Here is a 19,836-nt window from a genome sequence, read left to right as displayed (position 1 = left end):
TCTTTTCGTTGTTCAATATAATTTTTGCAGGTAAAACAACAATGAGAAATGATAATTCCAAAAAAGATGTAAATACAGAAAGCGGCCCGGTTAAGAAAGAAACCGGCTTTACGGAACTGCCGGTTACCTCCCTGAAGGGCATCGGGGACAAGACTGCCAAACTTTTCGGTAAGCTGGGCGTGGAGACCGTGGAGGAGCTGCTCCACTATTACCCCAGAGCCTACGATACCTTCCGCGAACCGCAGCCCATATCGGAACTGCTTCCCGAGACCATGGCCGCCGTGGCCGGAATGCTTACGAAGACGGCGGATGTAGTGAAATACGGGCACCTTCAGGTGACGACGGTGACGCTGCGCGATATCAGCGGGTTTCTGACCCTCACCTGGTTCAATATGCCCTATTTAAGAGGAACCTTAAAGGCGGGGGAACACTTTATTTTCCGGGGCCGGATCGTGAAAAAGCGCGGCCGCCTCACAATGGAGCAGCCGGAAATCTACCGGCCGGAAAAATATGCATCCCTCGTGCACTCGATGCAGCCGATTTACGGCCAGACCAAGGGGCTGGGCAATAAAACGATTGCAAAGACCGTGGCGGAGGCCCTGGAGGCCCGCAATACGGAGCGCGATTATCTGCCCGCCGGACTCAGGATAAAGTATGAACTGGCGGAATACAATTTTGCCCTGGAGCACATCCATTTTCCCAAGGATGAGACGGAGCTGCTCTTTTCCAGGAAGCGGCTGGTATTTGATGAATTCTTCATGTTCCTGCTGTCCGTACGGCTTTTGAAGGATAAAAAAGAGGACAGGCAAAGCCCCTGTCCGTTTAAAATCGGCGGGGAGGCCGCGGCGCTGGAGGAAAAACTTCCGTTTGCCCTCACGGGGGCCCAGAAAAAGGTTTTAGGCGAGGTCTATGCGGATCTGTCGGGAGGCCGCGTCATGAACCGCCTGATTCAGGGCGACGTCGGCTCCGGCAAGACGATCATCGCCGTCCTGGCCCTCCTTCAGGCCGCGTATAACGGCTTTCAGGGCGCTTTAATGGTTCCGACGGAGGTTTTGGCCAGACAGCACTTTGAATCGATGAATGAGCTGTTTACGGGCCTCTCACTGCCTGTTAAACCGATCCTCCTCACCGGTTCCATGACGGCGAAGGAAAAAAGGCTGGCATATGAAAAAATTGCAGGCCATGAGGCCGATATCATCATCGGAACCCATGCGCTGATCCAGGAAAAAGTCGTCTATGATAAGCTGGGGCTTGTCATCACCGATGAACAGCACCGATTTGGCGTGGGACAGAGGGAGATGCTCGGCAGCAAGGGCATGGAGCCGCATATCCTGGTCATGAGCGCCACACCGATACCGCGTACGCTGGCAATCATTATCTACGGGGATTTGGATATCTCCATCATCGATGAACTCCCGGCGGGCCGCCAGGCCATCAAAAACTGCGTGGTAGGAAAGGATTACCGCGAAAATGCCTACCGTTTTATCGAGAGGGAGGCGGGAGCGGGCCGCCAGGCCTATGTCATCTGCCCGATGGTGGAGGCCAGCGAGATGCTGGAGGCCGAGAACGTAATCGACTATACTAAAACCCTGAGGGAACATCTTCCTGCGGATATCCGCGTGGAATATCTGCACGGAAAGATGAAGGCAAAAGAGAAGAATGCGATTATGGAGCTTTTCGCCGCCAATGAGATACAGGTCCTGGTGTCCACAACGGTCATCGAGGTCGGCATCAATGTGCCGAATGCAACCATCATGATGATAGAAAATGCGGAGCGCTTCGGTCTTGCCCAGCTCCATCAGCTGAGGGGCCGCGTAGGCCGTGGAAAGGACCAGTCCTACTGCATCATGGTGAACAGCTCCGGCGAGGAGGATGCCAGAAAACGTCTGGAAATCCTCAATAAATCCAACGACGGCTTTTTCATCGCCTCCGAAGATCTGAAGCTCAGGGGTCCGGGGGATCTCTTCGGCGTGCGCCAGAGCGGGGATCTGGAATTCCGTCTGGCCGACATCTTTACCGATGCCGATATTCTGAAAACCGTATCCGAGGAGGTAAAGGAACTGATGGATCGGGACCCGCTCCTGGAACACGAGGAGAACAGGGAGCTGAAACGGAAACTGGATCTCTATCTGGAAAGAAGTTACGAAAAACTGAATCTGTAGGAGAAAAAGCAGGCAAAGGAGGAAGAAAATGCTGCGTTTAAGACCATATAAACCAGGGGACGCCGGTTATCTGATGGACTGGCTGAAGGACGAGAGGACCGTGCGCCTGTGGAGGGCGGACCGCTTCTCTTATCCGCTCACAAAGGAGCAGTTGGAGCAATACTGGGAGGACTTCCTTTCGGACGATAATGCCTGGATCTTCCTGGCCGTGGACGAGAAGGGAAACCCCTGCGGCCATTTTTCCTTCCGCAGGGTGGATTATGCGAAAAACAGCGCCCACATGGGATTTATCGTGGTAAACCCCATGGAGCGCGGCAAAGGATACGGAAGGGAAATGGTTACCCTGGCCCTCCGGTATGCGTTCGATATTCTCAGAGTGGAGCGGGTGACGCTGGGTGTCTTTACGGTTAACGAGGCGGCTCACAGATGCTATCTCTCGGTGGGATTTAAGGATGAAGAGCTTCACCGGGACTACGACTGCTTTAACGGGGAGCCGTGGGATTACCGGGACATGGCGGCGGTCCGGGAGGACTTTAAAGGGGCGGCGGTTCCGGTGTGACAAAAACGTCCGCTTCCGTCAGTCCGTACGCTGCTATAAAATCACGCACCACCGTTAAAATATGACAATAGCACAGGGACATCCGGCGTGCAAAGCCGTCCCTGTCACCGGCCTGCAGGCTGTGAAACGCCTGCAGGCTCTTTTTATTGATCTCGTTGGACATTTGAAACCCTCCGGGAAAGAAGGAAAAATAATAGCCCCAGTGAAGCAGGTCTTTTACCTCGCACAGGACGGTTTTCAATGGTTCCAGACTAAGATGGGATACAATGCATTCAAACAGGCGGTCCAAAGGAATGAGATCCGTCCGTCCGAGCTGCTTTCCGAGGTCTTTTATCTCTTCTCGGCCTATCCGGGGAAAGGCCAGTTCTGCCGCCGGAATGATGGCAACCGCCATCAACTGGAGGCCGCTCAGATAGGTGAAGGTATCCGTCTTATGGACCCTGCTCTTTAAGGAGCGGATGGCGGCTTCGTCATTATAAAGAGAGACCTGAGTCCCTTTTACGTTGAAGGTGCGGCAGAAACCAAGCTCGTTCAGGGTAGCGATTGCCTTACGTATGGTAGCGACCGAGACGCCGTACTCTGCGGCGAGGGCGGCCTCGGAAGGAAGAAAATCGCCGTCTTTGTAGATGCCGAACCCGATCTGATCAATCAGGGAGCGGACTATCTGCATATAGTAGTGGTCACGCCCCTGCTCCGGATGCCAGGAGTAGTAGTGCTCCCGCTGCACCGGCTCGATTTGGTACTCTGCGGATATTTCATTCAGATATCCGCGCACAGAAGCGGTGATGATATGATACATTTCGGTGAAGCGTCCCTCAACTTCCGATGGTAAATCGGTATCAACCGCATCAATGATCCAGGCAGGATCGCTGTAGCGGCGGTATGCTTCGGAAAAGGACGGAGACGGCCCGGACTCCAAAAAGGCAGGAACCCTGGCATGGATTTCGAAACTTGTGAACAGATCGCGAAGCAGCAGGTTTCCCGAGGCGTCAAGCAGGTTGTAAAGGGAAGAGGAAGCCGCTTTCCAACGGGCCTGTGTATCTTTTTTCCTGAGCCTTTTCAATTCATAGAAGCAGAGATCCCGTTTCTCTCTGCTGCAGTTTTGCAGTGAGAAAGAAAAAAGGCGTGGCATCAGCAGGGTCATGGTTTCATAGACCTGCAGGATGGCATCCTTTTTTTCAAGCAGCAGACGGGCGGCGGTGCCGCTGTCCTCCGCCTCCGGACGCCGGTAGGAGACAACGGACGGGCGGCGTTCCGCCGTCTTTATATATCCTTCGGCCTTCAGGGTTTCCAGGACGTCTTTCACCGTCCTGATGCCGACGTGATAATTCTCACAGAGCTGGGTCATGGAGGGGAACGGCTCCCCATATTGGAGATACCCCGTCTCTATCTGTTCCCGGAGAAGCTGATATAAATAATCAAACAGTGTCCGTTTATTTTCCACGTGTCGATCCTCCTTTGAATGTAAAAATACGGATAGATTTAAGAACGTCAGTTGCCGCTGAGCGTCCTTCCTTTATTGTAGCACAAAACTCTTATACTATGTGTATACGTACACAAATAATTGATTGATTTGTCCGGCTGCACCTTTTAGAATAGAATTGTTTAATTAAGACAGACAACAGTAATGCAAGCAGGAGTGTGAAGTTTTGAAACAGGATTTATCGGATTATCAAAAACCGGTTTACCGAAGAGGTAGGCAAATGTGGCTGCTCTCAGCCCTTCTCATCTTTATTTTCAGCGTCCTGATATGGAACGCAGGAAAGCTTCATGTTATTTTATCCGATAATACGGAGCTTTATCTGAGTGATGTAACGACCCATATGACTGCGGAAATCGGGGAATCCATGAGAAATAAAATGACCAGCCTGGAGCTGATATCCTGCTCCATCTCCCAAATCGGGCCGGAGCAGGGAGATGGGAAACTGCAGGAATTTTTGGACCGCAATGCTGCGATGCTGGATTTTCGTCCGCTGATACTGATCGACAGGCAGGGATCTGCCGTCTCATCCTCGGTATTCTCTAAGGATTTGGTGGAAAAGCCGGAAGAATTTTTTGATGCCGCTTCCATCCAGGCCTCCTTTCACGGCGAGACCCGGGCCAATTATGTCGGGGGCAAATGGGTTTTCTATTCCGTACCCGTGTATCACGGGGAAAAAATCGAAGGAGTTCTGGTCGGGATACGTGATAAAGAGAAGATGCAGTCGATGATTTCTTCCAAGAATTTCAGGGGACAGATGCTCAGTTGTATTGTCGACAGCGGCGGACAGGTGGTGATCTCGCCGACCGATCTGAATCGGTTCCTTCAACTGGAGGACATATTCCGGGACGAGAAAGAACAGAAGGCAATTGCCGCTATCAGGAATATGCAGAAGGATATGAAGAACGGAGAGGACGGTATCCTGCATTTTAATGCAGTGGACGGCCAGGAGACGTTCATGTCCTACAATGCCCTGGGAGTCAACGACTGGTTTGTTCTGACGTTAATCCCTGCAGACATTATATCGGGAGATGCGCAGAGGTACATTTTCCGCTCTCTGGGCGTCCTGGGAATTACAATACTGGTCTTTTTTCTGCTGCTCCACAATGTATACCGTTTTTACAATATGCACCGGAAACAACTGGAATATCTCGCCTTTTTCGATCCGATTACGGACGGGAGCAACAATATTGCTTTCCAGCTCAAATACAGGGAATTATCAAAAACGATGAAGCCCCGTACCTATACGATTGTGCTGCTGGATGTCAGCGGTTTTAAAATGGTCAATGAAAGATTTGGAATCGAGGCCGGAAACAGGATTCTCAGCCATATCGCCGCTGTCCTGGACCGCCATATGAAGGCGGAGGCAGGGGAATTCTCGGCCCGGGGAGAGACGGATCATTATTTTCTCTGCCTCAGGGAACACGAACCGGAAACAGTCCGGAAAAGACTGGATGAAATGATACATGACATTAATCAGTTTAATGAGGAGGAGCTGCGCGGCCTTCACCTGAGCTTCAGGCAGGGAGCCTGCCTTGTGGAGGACCCGAAACAGGAGATTACCCTGCTTCAGGACCGGGCGAGAATTTCCTGCCGGAACAGCAATCCGGAAGTTTCAGGGGAATGCATTTTTTACGACGATGCCCTGATTCTAAAAATTAAGAAAGAGCAGGAATTGAACAGCCTCTTTGACCAGTCGCTTGAAGAACACGATTTTCAGGTTTATCTGCAGCCGAAAGTGCGCCTTGAAAGCGGAAAGCCGGAGGGGGCCGAAGCGCTGGTCCGGTGGAACCATCCTCAGAAGGGAATGATTTATCCGTCCGATTTTATCCCGCTGTTTGAGCAGAACGGTAAAATCTGCCGGCTGGATCTCTATGTTTATACCGAAGTCTGCATCCTTCTGAACCGGTGGCGCAGGGAGGGGAGAGAGCTGATTCCGATCTCGGTGAACTTATCGAGGCAGCACTTTAAAGAACCCGATTTTCTGGACCGCTTTGCAGAGATAGCCGGGCAGTATGAAATTCCGGGCGGAATGATTGAATTTGAACTGACGGAGTCCATCTTTTTTAATAACAGCCAGATCCATCTTGTCAAAGAGGCAATTGACAGAATGCACGCCCTGGGCTTTCTGTGTTCCCTGGATGATTTCGGCTCCGGTTTTTCTTCGCTGGGACTTTTGAAAGAATTTGACGTGGATACACTGAAGCTGGACCGCTCCTTTTTCGTAAATATGGACGGGGAGAAGGCAAAGGATGTCATTACCTGTCTGATCGAGCTTTCGAAACGGCTGAAGGTGCAGACCGTGGCGGAAGGGATTGAGGAGGAAGAACAGCTTGAGTACCTGCGCGGCGTGCGGTGCGATATGGTGCAGGGGTATGTTTTTTCAAGACCTCTTCCAGCCGGTGAATTTGAGAAATGGCTTTACGGTAATTAAAAAAGCCTGAGCTTTACCATAGTGATATGGAACGGCTCAGGCTTTTTATTGTTTATATCATATCAAATCTAAACTAATGTTTTAAAATACTGGAAACCGTCGGTGTTTTCGTTATATCTGCGGATCAGTTTCTGGATCTTTGCGGTCGGCGTCAGTGCATTCTCAAGGGATACGTTGTGGTTCAGCGCATTGATGATGGCTGCGATAAATTTGCTCATATCGGCCTCCACGTACCACTCGCGTTTCAGAAGTTCTTCCGGACGGTAGTTTAAGTTGGTCGACACGACGCAGTCGATATATTCTTTGGCATAGAATTCATCAAATTTATCGAGGCCGTTGGTAAAGAGGCCGAAGGTGGTGCATACGACTACACGCTCCGCCTTCCTGTCCTTTAACGCCTTTGCGGTATCAAGCATGCTTTCGCCGGAGGAAATCATGTCGTCGATGATGAGGACGGTCTTTCCTTCCACGGAGGAACCTAAGAATTCATGGGCCACGATTGGGTTGCGGCCGTTTACGACGCGGGAATAGTCGCGGCGTTTGTAGAACATACCCATATCCACGCCAAGGTTGTTGGCCAGATATACGGCGCGGCTCATGGCGCCCTCATCCGGGCTGATTACCATCAGATGCTCCTTGTCAATCTTAAGGGTCTTATCGTGGGCGAAGAGAGCCTTGATAAACTGGTAGGTAGGCATGAAGTTATCGAAGCCGTTTAACGGGATTGCATTCTGGACTCTCGGGTCGTGTGCATCAAAGGTGATGATATTGTTTACGCCCATCTGAACCAGCTCTTCCAGCATCATCGCGCAGTCCAATGATTCGCGGCTGGTTCTCTTATGCTGTCTGCCTTCGTATAAAAAGGGCATAATAACATTAACGCGGTGCGCGGTGGCAATCGTGGCGCCGATGATGCGTTTTAAATCCTGGAAATGATCATCGGGAGACATGTGATTGGTAAAACCGCTCATTTTGTAAGTGAGGCTGTAGTTGGTTACATCCACCATGGCGTAGATATCGGTGCCGCGGACAGATTCATGAATCGCCCCTTTGCCTTCACCGCTGCCGAAACGCGGACAAGAACAGTTTAACAGATAGGAATCGGCGTCATAACCGCGGTATTGAAGGTTTTCCTGGCGTTTCTTCAGGATCTCAATATCGTTGTGGCGGAAATTGAGAATGTGTTCATTCACCTTCCCGGCCAGATCCTTACAGCTTTCCAAAGCGGCGATTTTTAAAGGCGCCACCGGAAGGGTGTCATTAAAAACATAGTCATTAGACATGATGTGTGCTCCTCCATAAATAAGGCAGGATAATCCCTGCCTGACTTTTATATAGTTTTTATACCATTATCAGACAAGAATCGTCAATAGAAAAACAGTAATTTTTAACAAAAAGACAAAAACTTTACAAAATTCTGTAATGTTGTTATGATAAAGAAAGGTATAGAAAGGCAGAGTAAAGTATGGTGAAAAAAGGACATTTAATCAGCAAAGTCGATCCCGGCTCCATTGCGGAGGAGCTGGAACTGGAACCGGGGGACATGCTGTTAACAATAGACGGGGACGAGATAGAGGACATATTTGACTACGAATACATGATTGACAGCGAGGCCATTACCCTGGTTGTGAAGAAGAAAAACGGGGAAGAATGGGAGCTGGACATCGAGAATGAATACCAGGATCTGGGACTGACCTTTGAAAACGGTCTGATGAGTGATTACCGTTCCTGCAAGAATAAGTGTATTTTCTGTTTTATCGATCAGATGCCCGCGGGGATGAGGGAGACTCTTTATTTTAAAGACGATGATTCCAGGCTTTCATTCCTCCAGGGCAATTATATTACCCTGACGAATATGAAGGACAAGGATATTGACCGGATCATCCGCTACAGGCTTGCGCCCATCAATATTTCCGTCCAGACGACGAATCCGGAGCTGCGGTGTCTGATGCTTCACAACCGCTTTGCCGGCGATGCGCTGTCAAAGATAGACACGCTCTATGAGGCTGAGATACCGATGAACGGGCAGATTGTCCTCTGTAAGAATGTAAACGACAAGGCGGAGCTGGAGCGGTCCATCCGTGACCTTTCCCGTTATGCTCCCTGCATGGCAAGCGTTTCGGTGGTTCCGGTCGGTCTTTCGAAGTTCCGGGAGGGACTGTTCCCCCTGGAACCGTTCACAAAGGAAGACGCGGAAGAAAACCTCGAGATCATTGAGCGGTGGCAGAAGATTATCTATGAGAAGCACGGAATCCATTTTATCCATGCCAGCGATGAGCTCTATATGCTGGCCGGACGGCCGATGCCGGAGGAAGAGCGGTACGACGGTTATATCCAGCTCGAGAACGGAGTGGGTATGGTGCGCCTTTTGACGACCGAGATAGAACAGGCGTTAAAGGATGCCTGCGACGACGGGGGGACGGAGGAGCTTTCCATGGCTACCGGCGCTCTGGCTTATCCTTATATTAAGGAATATCTGGATCAGATCATGAAGATTTATCCGGGCCGAAAGGTACACCTCTATAAGATCATCAATCATTTTTTCGGAGAGCAGATTACGGTGGCCGGTCTGATTACGGGAACCGATCTGATCGAACAGCTAAAGGGGCAGGAACTGGGAGAGCGCCTTCTGCTGCCCTGTGCCATGTTCCGCAGCGGAGAAGAGGTTTTTCTGGACGACGTGACGAAAACAGAAGTACAAAATGCTTTACAAGTCCGGGTGGATATTGTAAAATCAAGCGGACATGACTTTGTAGATGCAGTGCTCGGGCCGGTGGAAGAGGAGGCGCCCGAACATGGGGAATATGAATTATCTTCCTATAATCAAAAGACAGAAGAGATCTAAATTGCAGAATAACGATGCACAGAATATTTGAACGGAGGCGTAACGTAATATGAATAAGAAGAAACCGGTTGTGGCCGTGGTTGGACGTCCGAATGTGGGAAAATCCACGTTGTTTAACGTCCTGGCGGGCGACATGATTTCCATAGTAAAAGATACTCCGGGCGTAACAAGAGACCGGATCTATGCCGAATGTACCTGGTTAGATAAGGCGTTTACCCTGATTGACACGGGTGGTATTGAGCCCGATACGAGAGATGTGATCCTGTCCCAGATGCGTGAGCAGGCGGAGATAGCCATCGCTACGGCGGATGTGATTATCTTTATTGTAGATGTAAGGCAGGGACTGACCGACTCGGATTCCAAGGTGGCCGACATGCTCCGCAAGTCGAAAAAACCGGTGGTTCTGGCGGTCAACAAGGTGGACAGTTTTTCCAAGTTCGGCAACGATGTATATGAATTCTACAACCTGGGAATCGGGGATCCGGTTGCCATATCGGCAGCATCCAGGCTCGGCCTGGGCGAGCTTCTCGACGAAGTTGTAAAACACTTTGAGGACGGAGCCGGTGAGGAAGAGGAGGATGATCGTCCAAGAATCGCCATCGTAGGCAAGCCCAACGTGGGTAAATCTTCCATTATCAATAAACTGCTGGGAGAGAACCGTGTTATCGTATCGGACATTGCGGGAACCACGAGGGACGCGGTGGATACCGAGATCATCCACAATGGTACGGAGTATGTATTTATCGATACGGCCGGACTGAGAAGAAAGAATAAGATCAAAGAGGAACTGGAACGTTACAGCATCATCAGGACCGTAACGGCGGTAGAGCGCGCCGATGTGGTGCTGGTTGTCATCGATGCCGTGGAGGGCGTGACGGAGCAGGACGCCAAGATAGCGGGAATCGCCCACGAGCGGGGAAAAGGCATTATTATCGTTGTCAACAAATGGGATGCCATTGAGAAGACGGATAAGACGATCTACGAATACACCAATAAGATTAAAATGACCCTGTCCTTTATCCCTTATGCGGAGTTCATCTTTATTTCCGCCACCACGGGACAGCGTGTTAACAAACTCTACGATATGATCGATATGGTGAGGGAAAACCAGACGCTGCGTATCGCGACGGGCGTGCTGAACGAGATTATGACGGAGGCAGTGGCGCTGCAGCAGCCGCCGTCCGATAAGGGCAAGAGACTGAAGCTCTACTATATGACACAGGTATCGGTAAAGCCGCCGACCTTTGTCGTCTTTGTCAATGATAAAGAACTGATGCATTTTTCATACACCAGATATCTGGAAAACAGAATCCGTGACGCGTTTGGATTCAGGGGGACTTCTCTTAAGTTCTTAGTCCGTGAAAGGAAGGGAAAGGAGCAGTAAGTATGGAACGGCTTATCTGTGTTGTAATCGGCTATGCATTCGGCCTGATTCAGTCCGGCTATTTATTTGGAAAAGTGAAGAAAATCGATATCAGGCAGCACGGAAGCGGCAATGCCGGTTCCACTAATGTGCTGCGTGTGATGGGAAAGAAGGCGGCGGCCGTCGTTTTCCTGGGCGATTTTTTCAAAGCGGTGATCGCGATGTGCCTTGTCAGGGTTTTATTTGCTTCTGCTTCGGACAGTACGGATCTCCTCGCCCTGTATGCCGGGCTCGGCGTTACGCTGGGACACAATTTTCCTTTTTACCTGCATTTTAAAGGGGGCAAGGGGATTGCCTCCATGGCCGGTATTATGACGGCTATGGATTTCAGGATTACCCTGACCTGCTTTGTGGTCTTTGCAGTTGCGGTAGCGGTTACGAGATATGTTTCCTTAGGCTCCATTCTCGTGTCGGTTACCTTTTTTGCCGAGCTTATTATCTTCGGACGGATGGGGAGCTACCATGTGGCGGCTGCCCTTCTGCCGGAATTTTACATACTGGGCGGCGTATTGATGTGTATGGCCATATGGCGCCATCGGGCCAATATCGGCCGGCTGCTGTCCGGGACGGAGAATAAACTGGGCGCATCGAAAAAATAGCGGAGGATTACGAAATGACTGCAGTTGGTGTGATTGGATCAGGGACATGGGGAACAGCCCTCTCCCTGCTGCTTTGTAAGAATGGCTGTCAGGTTACGGTATGGTCTGCCATCGAAGAAGAGATTACGGAGATGAAGGAGAGCAGGAGACATAAGAACCTGCCGGAAGTAGTGCTGCCGGATGAACTGAGCCTGACGGCCGATTTGAAAGAAGCCATGTCGGAAAAAGACATTCTCGTGCTGGCGGTTCCTTCCGTCTACATCAGAGCGACGGCCGCCAGGATGAGAGAGTACATCCGCTACGGACAAATCGTCATCAATGTCTCCAAGGGAATCGAGGAGAGCAGTTTAAAGACGATGTCCCAGGTCATCGAGGAGGAGCTTCCCGAGGCCGAGGTGGCCGTCCTCTCGGGACCGAGCCATGCGGAGGAGGTAAGCCGTGGAATCCCGACAACCTGTGTGGCCGGAGCCCATAGAAAGAAAGTGGCCGACTATATCCAGTCGGTATTTATGAGTCCTGTCTTCCGTGTCTATACAAGCCCCGATATGCTTGGAATCGAAGTGGGAGCGGCGCTTAAGAATGTAATCGCTCTGGCGGCCGGCATCGCGGACGGACTGGGTTACGGAGACAATACAAAAGCAGCCCTGATTACAAGGGGAATTGCCGAGCTGACGCGTCTGGGCGTCAGGATGGGGGGAAAAGAACAGACCTTCGGCGGACTTTCCGGCATCGGCGATTTGATTGTAACGTGCGCCAGTATGCACAGCCGCAACAGAAGGGCCGGTATCCTGATTGGTAAGGGATATACGATGGAAGAGGCCATGAAGGAAGTCCAGATGGTGGTGGAGGGCGTTTACTCCGCAAAGGCCGGTAAAAAGCTGGCTGAAGGTTACGGAATCGATATGCCGATTGTGGAGCAGGTCAACCAGGTGCTTTTTGAAGGCAAGCCAGCAAAAGATGCCGTTGGCGATCTGATGCTGCGCGATGGCCGGATTGAGAGCAGCAGCCTGCCGTGGGAAGCTTAAGAGGTTTAAGAGTTAATGTTCACACCGCATTGCGATGTGAACATTAACTCTTATTTTCTATGTTTCCCTGAAAAGATGAAAAAAGATGATTTTTGTAGAAAAAAAGCCGTTTGTCTTCCTGTTGTAACCAAGCGTGCGTAGGCGGAAGACAAACGGCCTGTTTTTACCACTTTCTATAATCTGAAGAGATGGCTGATATAACAACAGGTTATGCTTCGCAGGGAATTGAACGGAAAAATGAAGTTTTTCTTTCGAATTCCTTTTTTTTGTTCGGTTTTCATATTGACAATTCAAATTCTTAAACTTATAATGTCGTCAATCAATCAGTTAGCATCGTTGTCCGAAAGACCGGTGCCAGCGGAAAAATTGGAGGAGATCATTATGAAAAAGAAAGTATTAAGCTTAGGCCTTGCAGTGGCCATGGCAGCATCCTTAACCGCATGCGGCGGTTCAGGCAGCAAACCTGCCGACACAACGGCAGCAGCAGGAGAAACACCGGCGGCACAGGCCGAAGGCGAATCACAGGCACCAGCCGCTTCAGCAGACGGCGTATTTAAGATTGGCGGTATCGGACCTCTGACAGGACCGGCAGCAGCTTACGGAATTGCCGTTAAAAACGGTATGGAACTGGCAGCGAAAGAGATCAATGCAGCCGGCGGAATAGGCGGCGTTCAGATCGAATACAATTTCCAGGACGACGAGCACGATCCTGAGAAGGCAGTCAATGCCTACAATACATTAAAAGACTGGGATATGCAGATGTTACTCGGCACCGTTACTTCCAAGCCGTGTATCGCAGTAGTGGCAGAGTCACAGGTTGACAACTTATTCCAGATTACACCATCCGGCTCAGCCGTAGAGTGTATTTCCGGCGACAACGCATTCCGCGTATGCTTCTCCGATCCGGATCAGGGTAAAGCTTCCGCACAGTACATAGGCGAGCACAAGCTTGCAACAAAGATCGCGATTATTTACGACAGCTCCACAGAGTATTCCGACGGTATCCGCGAGTCCTTCGTGGCAGAGGCCGGCAACCAGGGACTTGAGGTAGTTGCCAGCGAGGCATTTACGGCAGACAGCAACACCGATTTCTCCGTACAGCTTGACAAAGCGAAAGAAGCCGGCGCAGAGCTGGTATTCCTGCCAATCTACTACCAGGAGGCATCCGTTATCTTAAAACAGGCATCCGACAAAGAATTCAGCCCAATCTTCTTTGGCTGTGACGGTATGGACGGTATCTTAAGCGTTGAGAACTTTGATAAATCCCTGGCGGAAGGCTTAATGCTGTTAACACCATTCTCCGTAGATGAGGAGAGCAGCAAGGATTTCGTTGAAGCATACAGAACCGCTTACAACGAAGAACCGCTTCAGTTCGCTGCAGGCGCTTACGACGGTATGTACGCTATCAAGGCTGCCGCTGAGAAGGCAGGCATCACACCTGACATGAGCGCATCCGATATCTGTGACGCAATGAAGACAGCCATGACTGAGATTTCCATCGACGGCTTAACAGGTACGGGAATGACCTGGACCGCAGCAGGCGAGCCGAACAAAGCTCCTAAGGCTGTTAAGATTGAAGACGGAGTATATGTATTACAGTAATTATAGTAATTAGCCCTTCGAGAGGGTTGTCTGAATGACAACCCTCTTTTTTAACATTGACGGCGGTAAAAGCCCACAGCGCTTTGAAGCCGTGAGAAAAAAGACAAAGAGGTAGGTGTAGGCGGTATGAGTTTTCTTTCTTATTTAATCAACGGGATCAGCCTTGGAAGTGTATATGCGATCATTGCCCTTGGTTACACCATGGTTTACGGCATTGCCAAGATGCTGAACTTTGCCCATGGAGATATCATTATGATCGGCGGTTTTACCGTATTTACGGTCGTGAGCACGGCAGGGGGATCTCCGGTCGTCGGGGTTCTGGCTTCAATTGTAGTATGTACGGTTCTGGGCGTGACCATTGAAAAGGTCGCTTACAGGCCTCTCAGGGGAGCTTCCCCACTGGCAGTTCTTATTACGGCTATCGGCGTCAGCTATCTGCTGCAGAATATTGCTCTGCTGATGTTCGGCTCCAATGCCAGACAGTTCACTTCCGTTGTGACTCTTCCGGCGCTTAAGCTGGCAGACGGAAAGCTGTCCATCTCCAGCGTAACGATTGTAACAATCGTCACCTGTATCGTCATTATGCTGGCTCTGACCACCTTCATCAATAAGACGAAGATGGGGCAGGCAATGCTGGCCGTATCGGAAGATAAGGGAGCGGCAACCCTGATGGGAATCAATGTAAACGGAACGATTGCCGTTACATTTGCCATCGGTTCTTCCCTGGCAGCCATTGCAGGCGTGCTTCTCTGTTCCGCATATCCGTCCCTGACTCCTTATACGGGTTCCATGCCCGGTATCAAGGCATTCGTGGCCGCCGTATTCGGCGGTATCGGTTCCATTCCCGGAGCCATGATCGGAGGAATCCTGCTCGGCGTGATAGAAAACCTGGCGAAAGCCTATATTTCTTCCCAGTTGTCCGACGCTATCGTATTCTCGGTACTGATTATCGTGCTTCTGGTGCGCCCGACCGGCATCCTTGGCAAGAAAATTAACGAGAAAGTGTAGGTGGTTACAGATGAAAGCATATAAAAATAAAATTCTGGTTCAAAATGTCATCACTTACGCTCTGGTGATCGGCTGCTATCTCCTGATCCAGGCCCTGATGGCCGGAGGCCATATCAACAGCCTTTTAAAGGGAATTCTGGTTCCCCTTTGTACTTATGTTATCCTTGCGGTATCTCTGAACCTCACGGTTGGAATTCTGGGAGAGCTCAGTCTCGGTCATGCGGGCTTCATGTGTGTCGGTGCATTTTCGGGCGCTTTCTTTACCCATGCGATGGCGGCCGCCATTCCAAGCAATCAGGTCCGTTTTATCATAGCCCTTTTCGTGGGAGCTCTTGTGGCTGCCGTTTTCGGCATTCTCATCGGTATCCCGGTATTGAGGCTTAAGGGCGACTATCTGGCGATTGTAACGCTGGCATTCGGTGAAATCATTAAGAATGTCATCAACGTTCTTTACGTGGGCATGGATGCAAATGGGCTCCATATTTCCACGAAAGACGTGGCATCTTTAAATCTTGCGCCGGAAGGCGAAGTGATTATCAAGGGCGCTCAGGGTATTACAGGCACACCCAAGATGGCGACGTTTACCATCGGTTTTATCCTGGTGTTAATCTCCCTTTTTATCGTCCTCAACATGATCAATTCCAGGACGGGACGCGCCATCATGGCGATCCGTGATAACCGTATCGCGGCGGAATCGATTGGAATTAATATTACAAAGTACAAACTGCTGGCATTCTCCGTATCGGCGGCTCTGGCCGGCGTGGCGGGTGTGCTCTATGCTCATAACCTGGCGACACTGGCTGCGACTCCGAAGAGTTTCGGCTACAATATGTCGATCATGATCCTGGTATTTGTCGTGCTGGGCGGCATCGGCAATATCCGCGGCTCCGTGATTTCGGCCGTTATTCTGACTCTGCTTCCGGAGATGCTCCGCGGACTGAATAATTACCGTATGCTGATCTATGCCATTGTGCTGATTGTCATGATGCTTCTCACGGCAAGCCCGAAAGCAATCCAGGTGCGCGAGAGGCTCGTGGCCTCAATCAGGAAACCAAAGACAAAGGAGGAGGCATAGGTTATGGCAATGCTGGAAGTAAAAAACTTAAGTATCTCCTTCGGCGGCCTGAAGGCGGTCGACGACTTTAATGTAACAATTGAAAAAGGCCAGCTCTACGGCCTGATCGGACCGAACGGAGCCGGAAAAACGACGATTTTCAATCTGCTGACCGGCGTATACAAGCCCGACTGCGGTCAGATTACACTGGATGGAAAGAATATAACAGGCCATAAGACGGCCGATATCAATAAGGCAGGCGTTGCCAGGACGTTCCAGAATATCCGCCTTTTCAAGGAACTGAGCGTTCTCGACAATGTAAAAGTGGGACTTCATAACCACAATACGTACTCCACGCTGTCCGGCATCTTCCGCCTTCCCGGATATTATAAAGTGGAAAAGAAGATGGATGAGAGGGCAATGGAGCTTTTAAAGGTCTTTGATCTGGATAAGGAGTTCGGCTATAAGGCATCCAACCTTCCCTACGGAAAACAGAGGAAGTTAGAGATAGCAAGGGCCCTTGCGACGGAGCCGAAGCTCCTCCTTCTGGATGAGCCGGCGGCCGGAATGAACCCGAATGAGACGGCGGAGCTGATGAACACCATCCGTTTCGTCCGCGATAATTTCGATATGACAATCCTTCTGATTGAACATGATATGAAGCTTGTATCAGGAATCTGCGAGCGCCTGACCGTATTAAACTTCGGCCATATGCTGGCGGAAGGCCCCACAGGCGATGTACTGAACAACCCGCAGGTAGTTGCGGCATATCTGGGAGAATAAGGAGGACAGTCTTATGGCAATGCTGGAAGTAAAAGATTTAAACGTATATTACGGCGTCATACAGGCGCTGAAGGGGATTTCCTTTGAAGTTGACGAGGGCGATGTCATCGCCCTGATTGGAGCCAACGGAGCCGGAAAAACGACCACCCTTCACACAATCACCGGACTGATTCCTGCCAAATCGGGCAGTATCGTCTTCGAGGGAAAGGACATCACCAGAGTTCCCGGCTATAAGCTGGTGCCCATGGGAATTGCCCATGTCCCGGAGGGCAGAAGGGTATTTGCCCAGCTCACCGTACTGCAGAACCTGAAAATGGGCGCTTACACGCGAAGCGATAAGCAGGAGATAGAGGATACGCTGGCAAAGATTTATAAACGTTTCCCAAGGCTGGAGGAGAGAAAAAACCAGCTTGCAGGAACCCTCTCGGGCGGTGAACAGCAGATGCTGGCCATGGGCCGCGCCCTGATGTCACATCCCCGTCTGATTGTTATGGATGAACCTTCGATGGGCCTTTCCCCGATCTATGTAAATGAGATTTTCGATATCATCAAGGAGATCAGCGCCGACGGGACCACGGTCCTTCTGGTGGAACAGAATGCAAAAAAAGCGCTTTCGATTGCCAACAAGGCCTATGTCCTTGAGACGGGAAGTATTGTTTTAAAGGGCGATGCGAAAGAGTTGATGAATGATGATTCGGTGAAGAAGGCGTATTTGAGCGAGTAGGATAGACTGGTATTGTTTTTGAGCAAGGAAGAGCTGTTGCAGAATAGAATTTATCTATGATATTTTTCTATTTTGCAGCAGCTCTTTTCGGATATATCGACAGTCGAGTTCCCGGAGTGACCGGGGATAATTTATAAAATAAATGTCAGTGAATTGTCAGGAAAAAGAAAGAAAAGGGGGGCGGTGGACATGGTAAAATTTAGGGGAGGTATGCAACTATACAGTTGTGATATTTTTACTGTCTGACAGTATCTCAGGCTGGATTGTCACTGTGATTTTAGAAGGTATTTTCATATTAGGGAGGTAGCAGGATGATGAGTAGCGGGAAGAACCTTATAGTGTCGGAACGGATCAGAACCGGCAGACAGCAGGCGGCGGGGATTTTGTTTGCCGACCTGTGTATCTTTGGAAAAGGGCTGTCTTCGCTCCTGGGAGTGGCATGGCTCTATGATAATGGGTTTTGGCTGCTGGGACTTACCGGTATTTCTGCATCGGTTTATTTTGGGCTTTTGATGAAACCCAGAATCGAAACTTCAAAAGAATGGTTTCAGGTCGTGGCAAAGGATAGGGTCACGAAAATGCTATGGATACTGAGTCTTGTTGTGATCGTCATAGATATTTTGTATTTGGGACTTGCGTTATAGAAATGTGAAAAATAATAATGAACTGCATTTAAGGCGGAAAGGAGACAGGCATGACAAAGAAAAAAGGGGTTGTAAAATTGCTGGATTCCAAACCAGGGTCTATCGACTCAATGCAGGCTGTAGATATTAATGAGCTGGAATCCCGTCTTTTAAAGCTGAGGACATGGGAACGATTCCTGATCCGCTTATTGATAGCAGCTACGGCAATAAATATCATGGGTGGATGTTTGTATAAAGGAAACCATGATATTATAATTACTTTTTCATACCTGTCATGTATCATTATTATGGCATGTCTTCTTGCCGTTTCCTGTTATATGCGAAAAACGGACGCTGCCATACGGGAAAGCGTCAAGTCTCTGCTTGGGGGTAAGGAATTAATATATTTTGTCCTTTTAGGCAGCTTTTGTGTGGGGTTATATGATATGTTGTTTCACTCCAACTTTATATTTGATTTTTTTTGTACATGGCTTTTTTTACTTTTGATGATCTGTATTTTGCCGATAAGCTTTATGCTTTTTTACATTCATATCTAAATGTTACTTGTTGTCAAATTTATAACCGAAAGGATTGATTTGGTAGAGGACAGGCGATATCCTTGCAGTTGACAACTGATTTTAAAAAAATTATACTTTATAGTATCAGAAAAAATAATTCGGTACGATAAAGACATTTTTTGAAATATAGAGTAGGGAGAAGATAAATGAGGCAAAATAAGATAGAAAAATTGACAAAAGCAGAAATGGAATTTATGGAATATATCTGGACTTCTGAAGGGAAAAAAACGCTTCAGAATTTTGTTGACTACTTTTCTGAACATAAATGGGAACGTCCAACTATATCTACTTACTTGCACAGACTGACTCAGAAGGGATTTTTAAGATATGAAAAACAGGGAAGATATTATTTTTATGAACCTCTTATCACAAAACTGGAGTATGAACAGTTTCAAATTAATGAATCCATGCGCAAGATGTATGGCCAACCACTGGAAGGGGTAGTTGCTTCTTTCTTTGGAAAGGGAAAATTGAGTGAAGAACAACTTGAACGGGTTCGAGATTTTCTAGATGAATTAGGAGATGGAGAGTAATAGCAACTGAAAAGAAATATGTAAATAGTTTAAAAAGTGATTTTATGTTTTTTATATGTTAAATTTCCCAGCGAAGTGGTCTCTATACTGCTTCGCTTTTTTTATGTAGCTAAAGACTTTGTTTGTATTCTACCCGATCCCAATATTTATTACGAAGGCTCTTGTTTAATTCCTCATTTTTTGCTTTAGAAAATTTACACATGTCAAGAAAAATATAACATTTTAAAGAAAAAAGATGTTGATATATTTAAAAATATATAGTACAATATAAATACATTTAAAAACAATATGATAATAATAAATTTATTTTCACTTAAATAAAGTAAAGGAGATGATCAACATGGTATTTCTATTATTAAAAGGATGAACTCATTAATAAAATATGTTAAAATATTCCTTAACTT

The 19,836-nt window shown here is 48.9% G+C and carries 17 protein-coding genes; 15 read left to right on the top strand and 2 right to left on the bottom strand.

The window, feature by feature from the left end:
- Positions 1 to 41 precede the first annotated feature (41 nt).
- Both recG and QZT18_RS11320 read left to right on the top strand, forming a co-directional pair.
- Entirely contained in the window at positions 42 to 2,162 is a 2,121-nt protein-coding gene (recG, locus tag QZT18_RS11325; protein WP_294148107.1) for an ATP-dependent DNA helicase RecG, read from the top strand.
- Between the two features lie 28 nt (positions 2,163 to 2,190).
- Positions 2,191 to 2,721 (top strand): GNAT family N-acetyltransferase, encoded by a 531-nt coding sequence (locus tag QZT18_RS11320; RefSeq protein WP_294148104.1) that lies wholly within the window; start codon positions 2,191 to 2,193, stop codon positions 2,719 to 2,721.
- Here QZT18_RS11320 and QZT18_RS11315 read toward each other — a convergent pair.
- Positions 2,696 to 4,165, bottom strand: coding sequence for a GntR family transcriptional regulator (locus QZT18_RS11315; RefSeq protein ID WP_294148102.1), 1,470 nt, complete (start codon positions 4,163 to 4,165; stop codon positions 2,696 to 2,698). The genes QZT18_RS11320 and QZT18_RS11315 overlap by 26 nt on opposite strands.
- A gap of 259 nt (positions 4,166 to 4,424) precedes the next feature.
- On the opposite strand from QZT18_RS11315, the gene QZT18_RS11310 reads away from it, so the two are divergent.
- Positions 4,425 to 6,635 (top strand): EAL domain-containing protein, encoded by a 2,211-nt coding sequence (locus QZT18_RS11310; protein ID WP_294148100.1) that lies wholly within the window; start codon positions 4,425 to 4,427, stop codon positions 6,633 to 6,635.
- 68 nt (positions 6,636 to 6,703) lie between these two features.
- Here QZT18_RS11310 and QZT18_RS11305 read toward each other — a convergent pair whose 3' ends face one another.
- Complete coding sequence (locus tag QZT18_RS11305; protein ID WP_294148098.1) at positions 6,704 to 7,918, bottom strand: ribose-phosphate pyrophosphokinase; 1,215 nt, start codon at positions 7,916 to 7,918, stop codon at positions 6,704 to 6,706.
- Between the two features lie 182 nt (positions 7,919 to 8,100).
- On the opposite strand from QZT18_RS11305, the gene QZT18_RS11300 reads away from it, so the two are divergent.
- The 12 genes from QZT18_RS11300 to QZT18_RS11245 all read left to right on the top strand — a co-directional run bounded on the left by QZT18_RS11300 (position 8,101) and on the right by QZT18_RS11245 (position 19,432).
- On the top strand, positions 8,101 to 9,480 hold the full coding sequence (locus tag QZT18_RS11300) for a DUF512 domain-containing protein (RefSeq protein WP_294148096.1): 1,380 nt from the start codon (positions 8,101 to 8,103) through the stop codon (positions 9,478 to 9,480).
- A 49-nt stretch (positions 9,481 to 9,529) separates the two neighbouring features.
- Positions 9,530 to 10,864 (top strand): ribosome biogenesis GTPase Der, encoded by a 1,335-nt coding sequence (gene der, locus QZT18_RS11295; protein ID WP_294148094.1) that lies wholly within the window; start codon positions 9,530 to 9,532, stop codon positions 10,862 to 10,864.
- A gap of 2 nt (positions 10,865 to 10,866) precedes the next feature.
- Complete coding sequence (plsY, locus tag QZT18_RS11290; protein WP_294148092.1) at positions 10,867 to 11,502, top strand: glycerol-3-phosphate 1-O-acyltransferase PlsY; 636 nt, start codon at positions 10,867 to 10,869, stop codon at positions 11,500 to 11,502.
- A gap of 14 nt (positions 11,503 to 11,516) precedes the next feature.
- Entirely contained in the window at positions 11,517 to 12,527 is a 1,011-nt protein-coding gene (locus tag QZT18_RS11285) for an NAD(P)H-dependent glycerol-3-phosphate dehydrogenase (protein WP_294148090.1), read from the top strand.
- 381 nt (positions 12,528 to 12,908) lie between these two features.
- Positions 12,909 to 14,129: an ABC transporter substrate-binding protein gene (locus tag QZT18_RS11280; protein WP_294148088.1), complete on the top strand. Its 1,221-nt coding sequence runs from the start codon at positions 12,909 to 12,911 to the stop codon at positions 14,127 to 14,129.
- Between the two features lie 126 nt (positions 14,130 to 14,255).
- Positions 14,256 to 15,137 carry a branched-chain amino acid ABC transporter permease gene (locus QZT18_RS11275; protein ID WP_294148086.1) on the top strand — a complete coding sequence of 294 codons (882 nt, stop codon included), beginning with the start codon at positions 14,256 to 14,258 and terminating at the stop codon, positions 15,135 to 15,137.
- Positions 15,138 to 15,147: 10 nt separating this feature from the next.
- Positions 15,148 to 16,212 (top strand): branched-chain amino acid ABC transporter permease, encoded by a 1,065-nt coding sequence (locus QZT18_RS11270; RefSeq protein WP_294148084.1) that lies wholly within the window; start codon positions 15,148 to 15,150, stop codon positions 16,210 to 16,212.
- Positions 16,213 to 16,215: 3 nt separating this feature from the next.
- On the top strand, positions 16,216 to 16,974 hold the full coding sequence (locus QZT18_RS11265) for an ABC transporter ATP-binding protein (RefSeq protein WP_294148082.1): 759 nt from the start codon (positions 16,216 to 16,218) through the stop codon (positions 16,972 to 16,974).
- Between the two features lie 13 nt (positions 16,975 to 16,987).
- The gene (locus QZT18_RS11260; protein WP_125140407.1) at positions 16,988 to 17,698 is read left to right on the top strand and encodes an ABC transporter ATP-binding protein; all 711 of its coding nucleotides are present in this window, start codon (positions 16,988 to 16,990) and stop codon (positions 17,696 to 17,698) included.
- Between the two features lie 311 nt (positions 17,699 to 18,009).
- Positions 18,010 to 18,342 (top strand): hypothetical protein, encoded by a 333-nt coding sequence (locus QZT18_RS11255; RefSeq protein WP_294148078.1) that lies wholly within the window; start codon positions 18,010 to 18,012, stop codon positions 18,340 to 18,342.
- A 50-nt stretch (positions 18,343 to 18,392) separates the two neighbouring features.
- Positions 18,393 to 18,878: a hypothetical protein gene (locus tag QZT18_RS11250; protein WP_294148076.1), complete on the top strand. Its 486-nt coding sequence runs from the start codon at positions 18,393 to 18,395 to the stop codon at positions 18,876 to 18,878.
- Positions 18,879 to 19,045: 167 nt separating this feature from the next.
- Positions 19,046 to 19,432, top strand: a complete 387-nt coding sequence (locus tag QZT18_RS11245; protein WP_294148074.1) for a BlaI/MecI/CopY family transcriptional regulator — start codon at positions 19,046 to 19,048, stop codon at positions 19,430 to 19,432.
- The last annotated feature ends 404 nt before the right edge of the window (positions 19,433 to 19,836 follow it).

The organism is uncultured Clostridium sp. (assembly GCF_900547735.1).
In the GTDB taxonomy this organism is placed as follows: Bacteria; Bacillota; Clostridia; order Lachnospirales; family Lachnospiraceae; genus Otoolea.
Note: the sequence above shows the minus strand (reverse complement) of the source record. Positions and strands in the feature narration are given on the sequence as shown.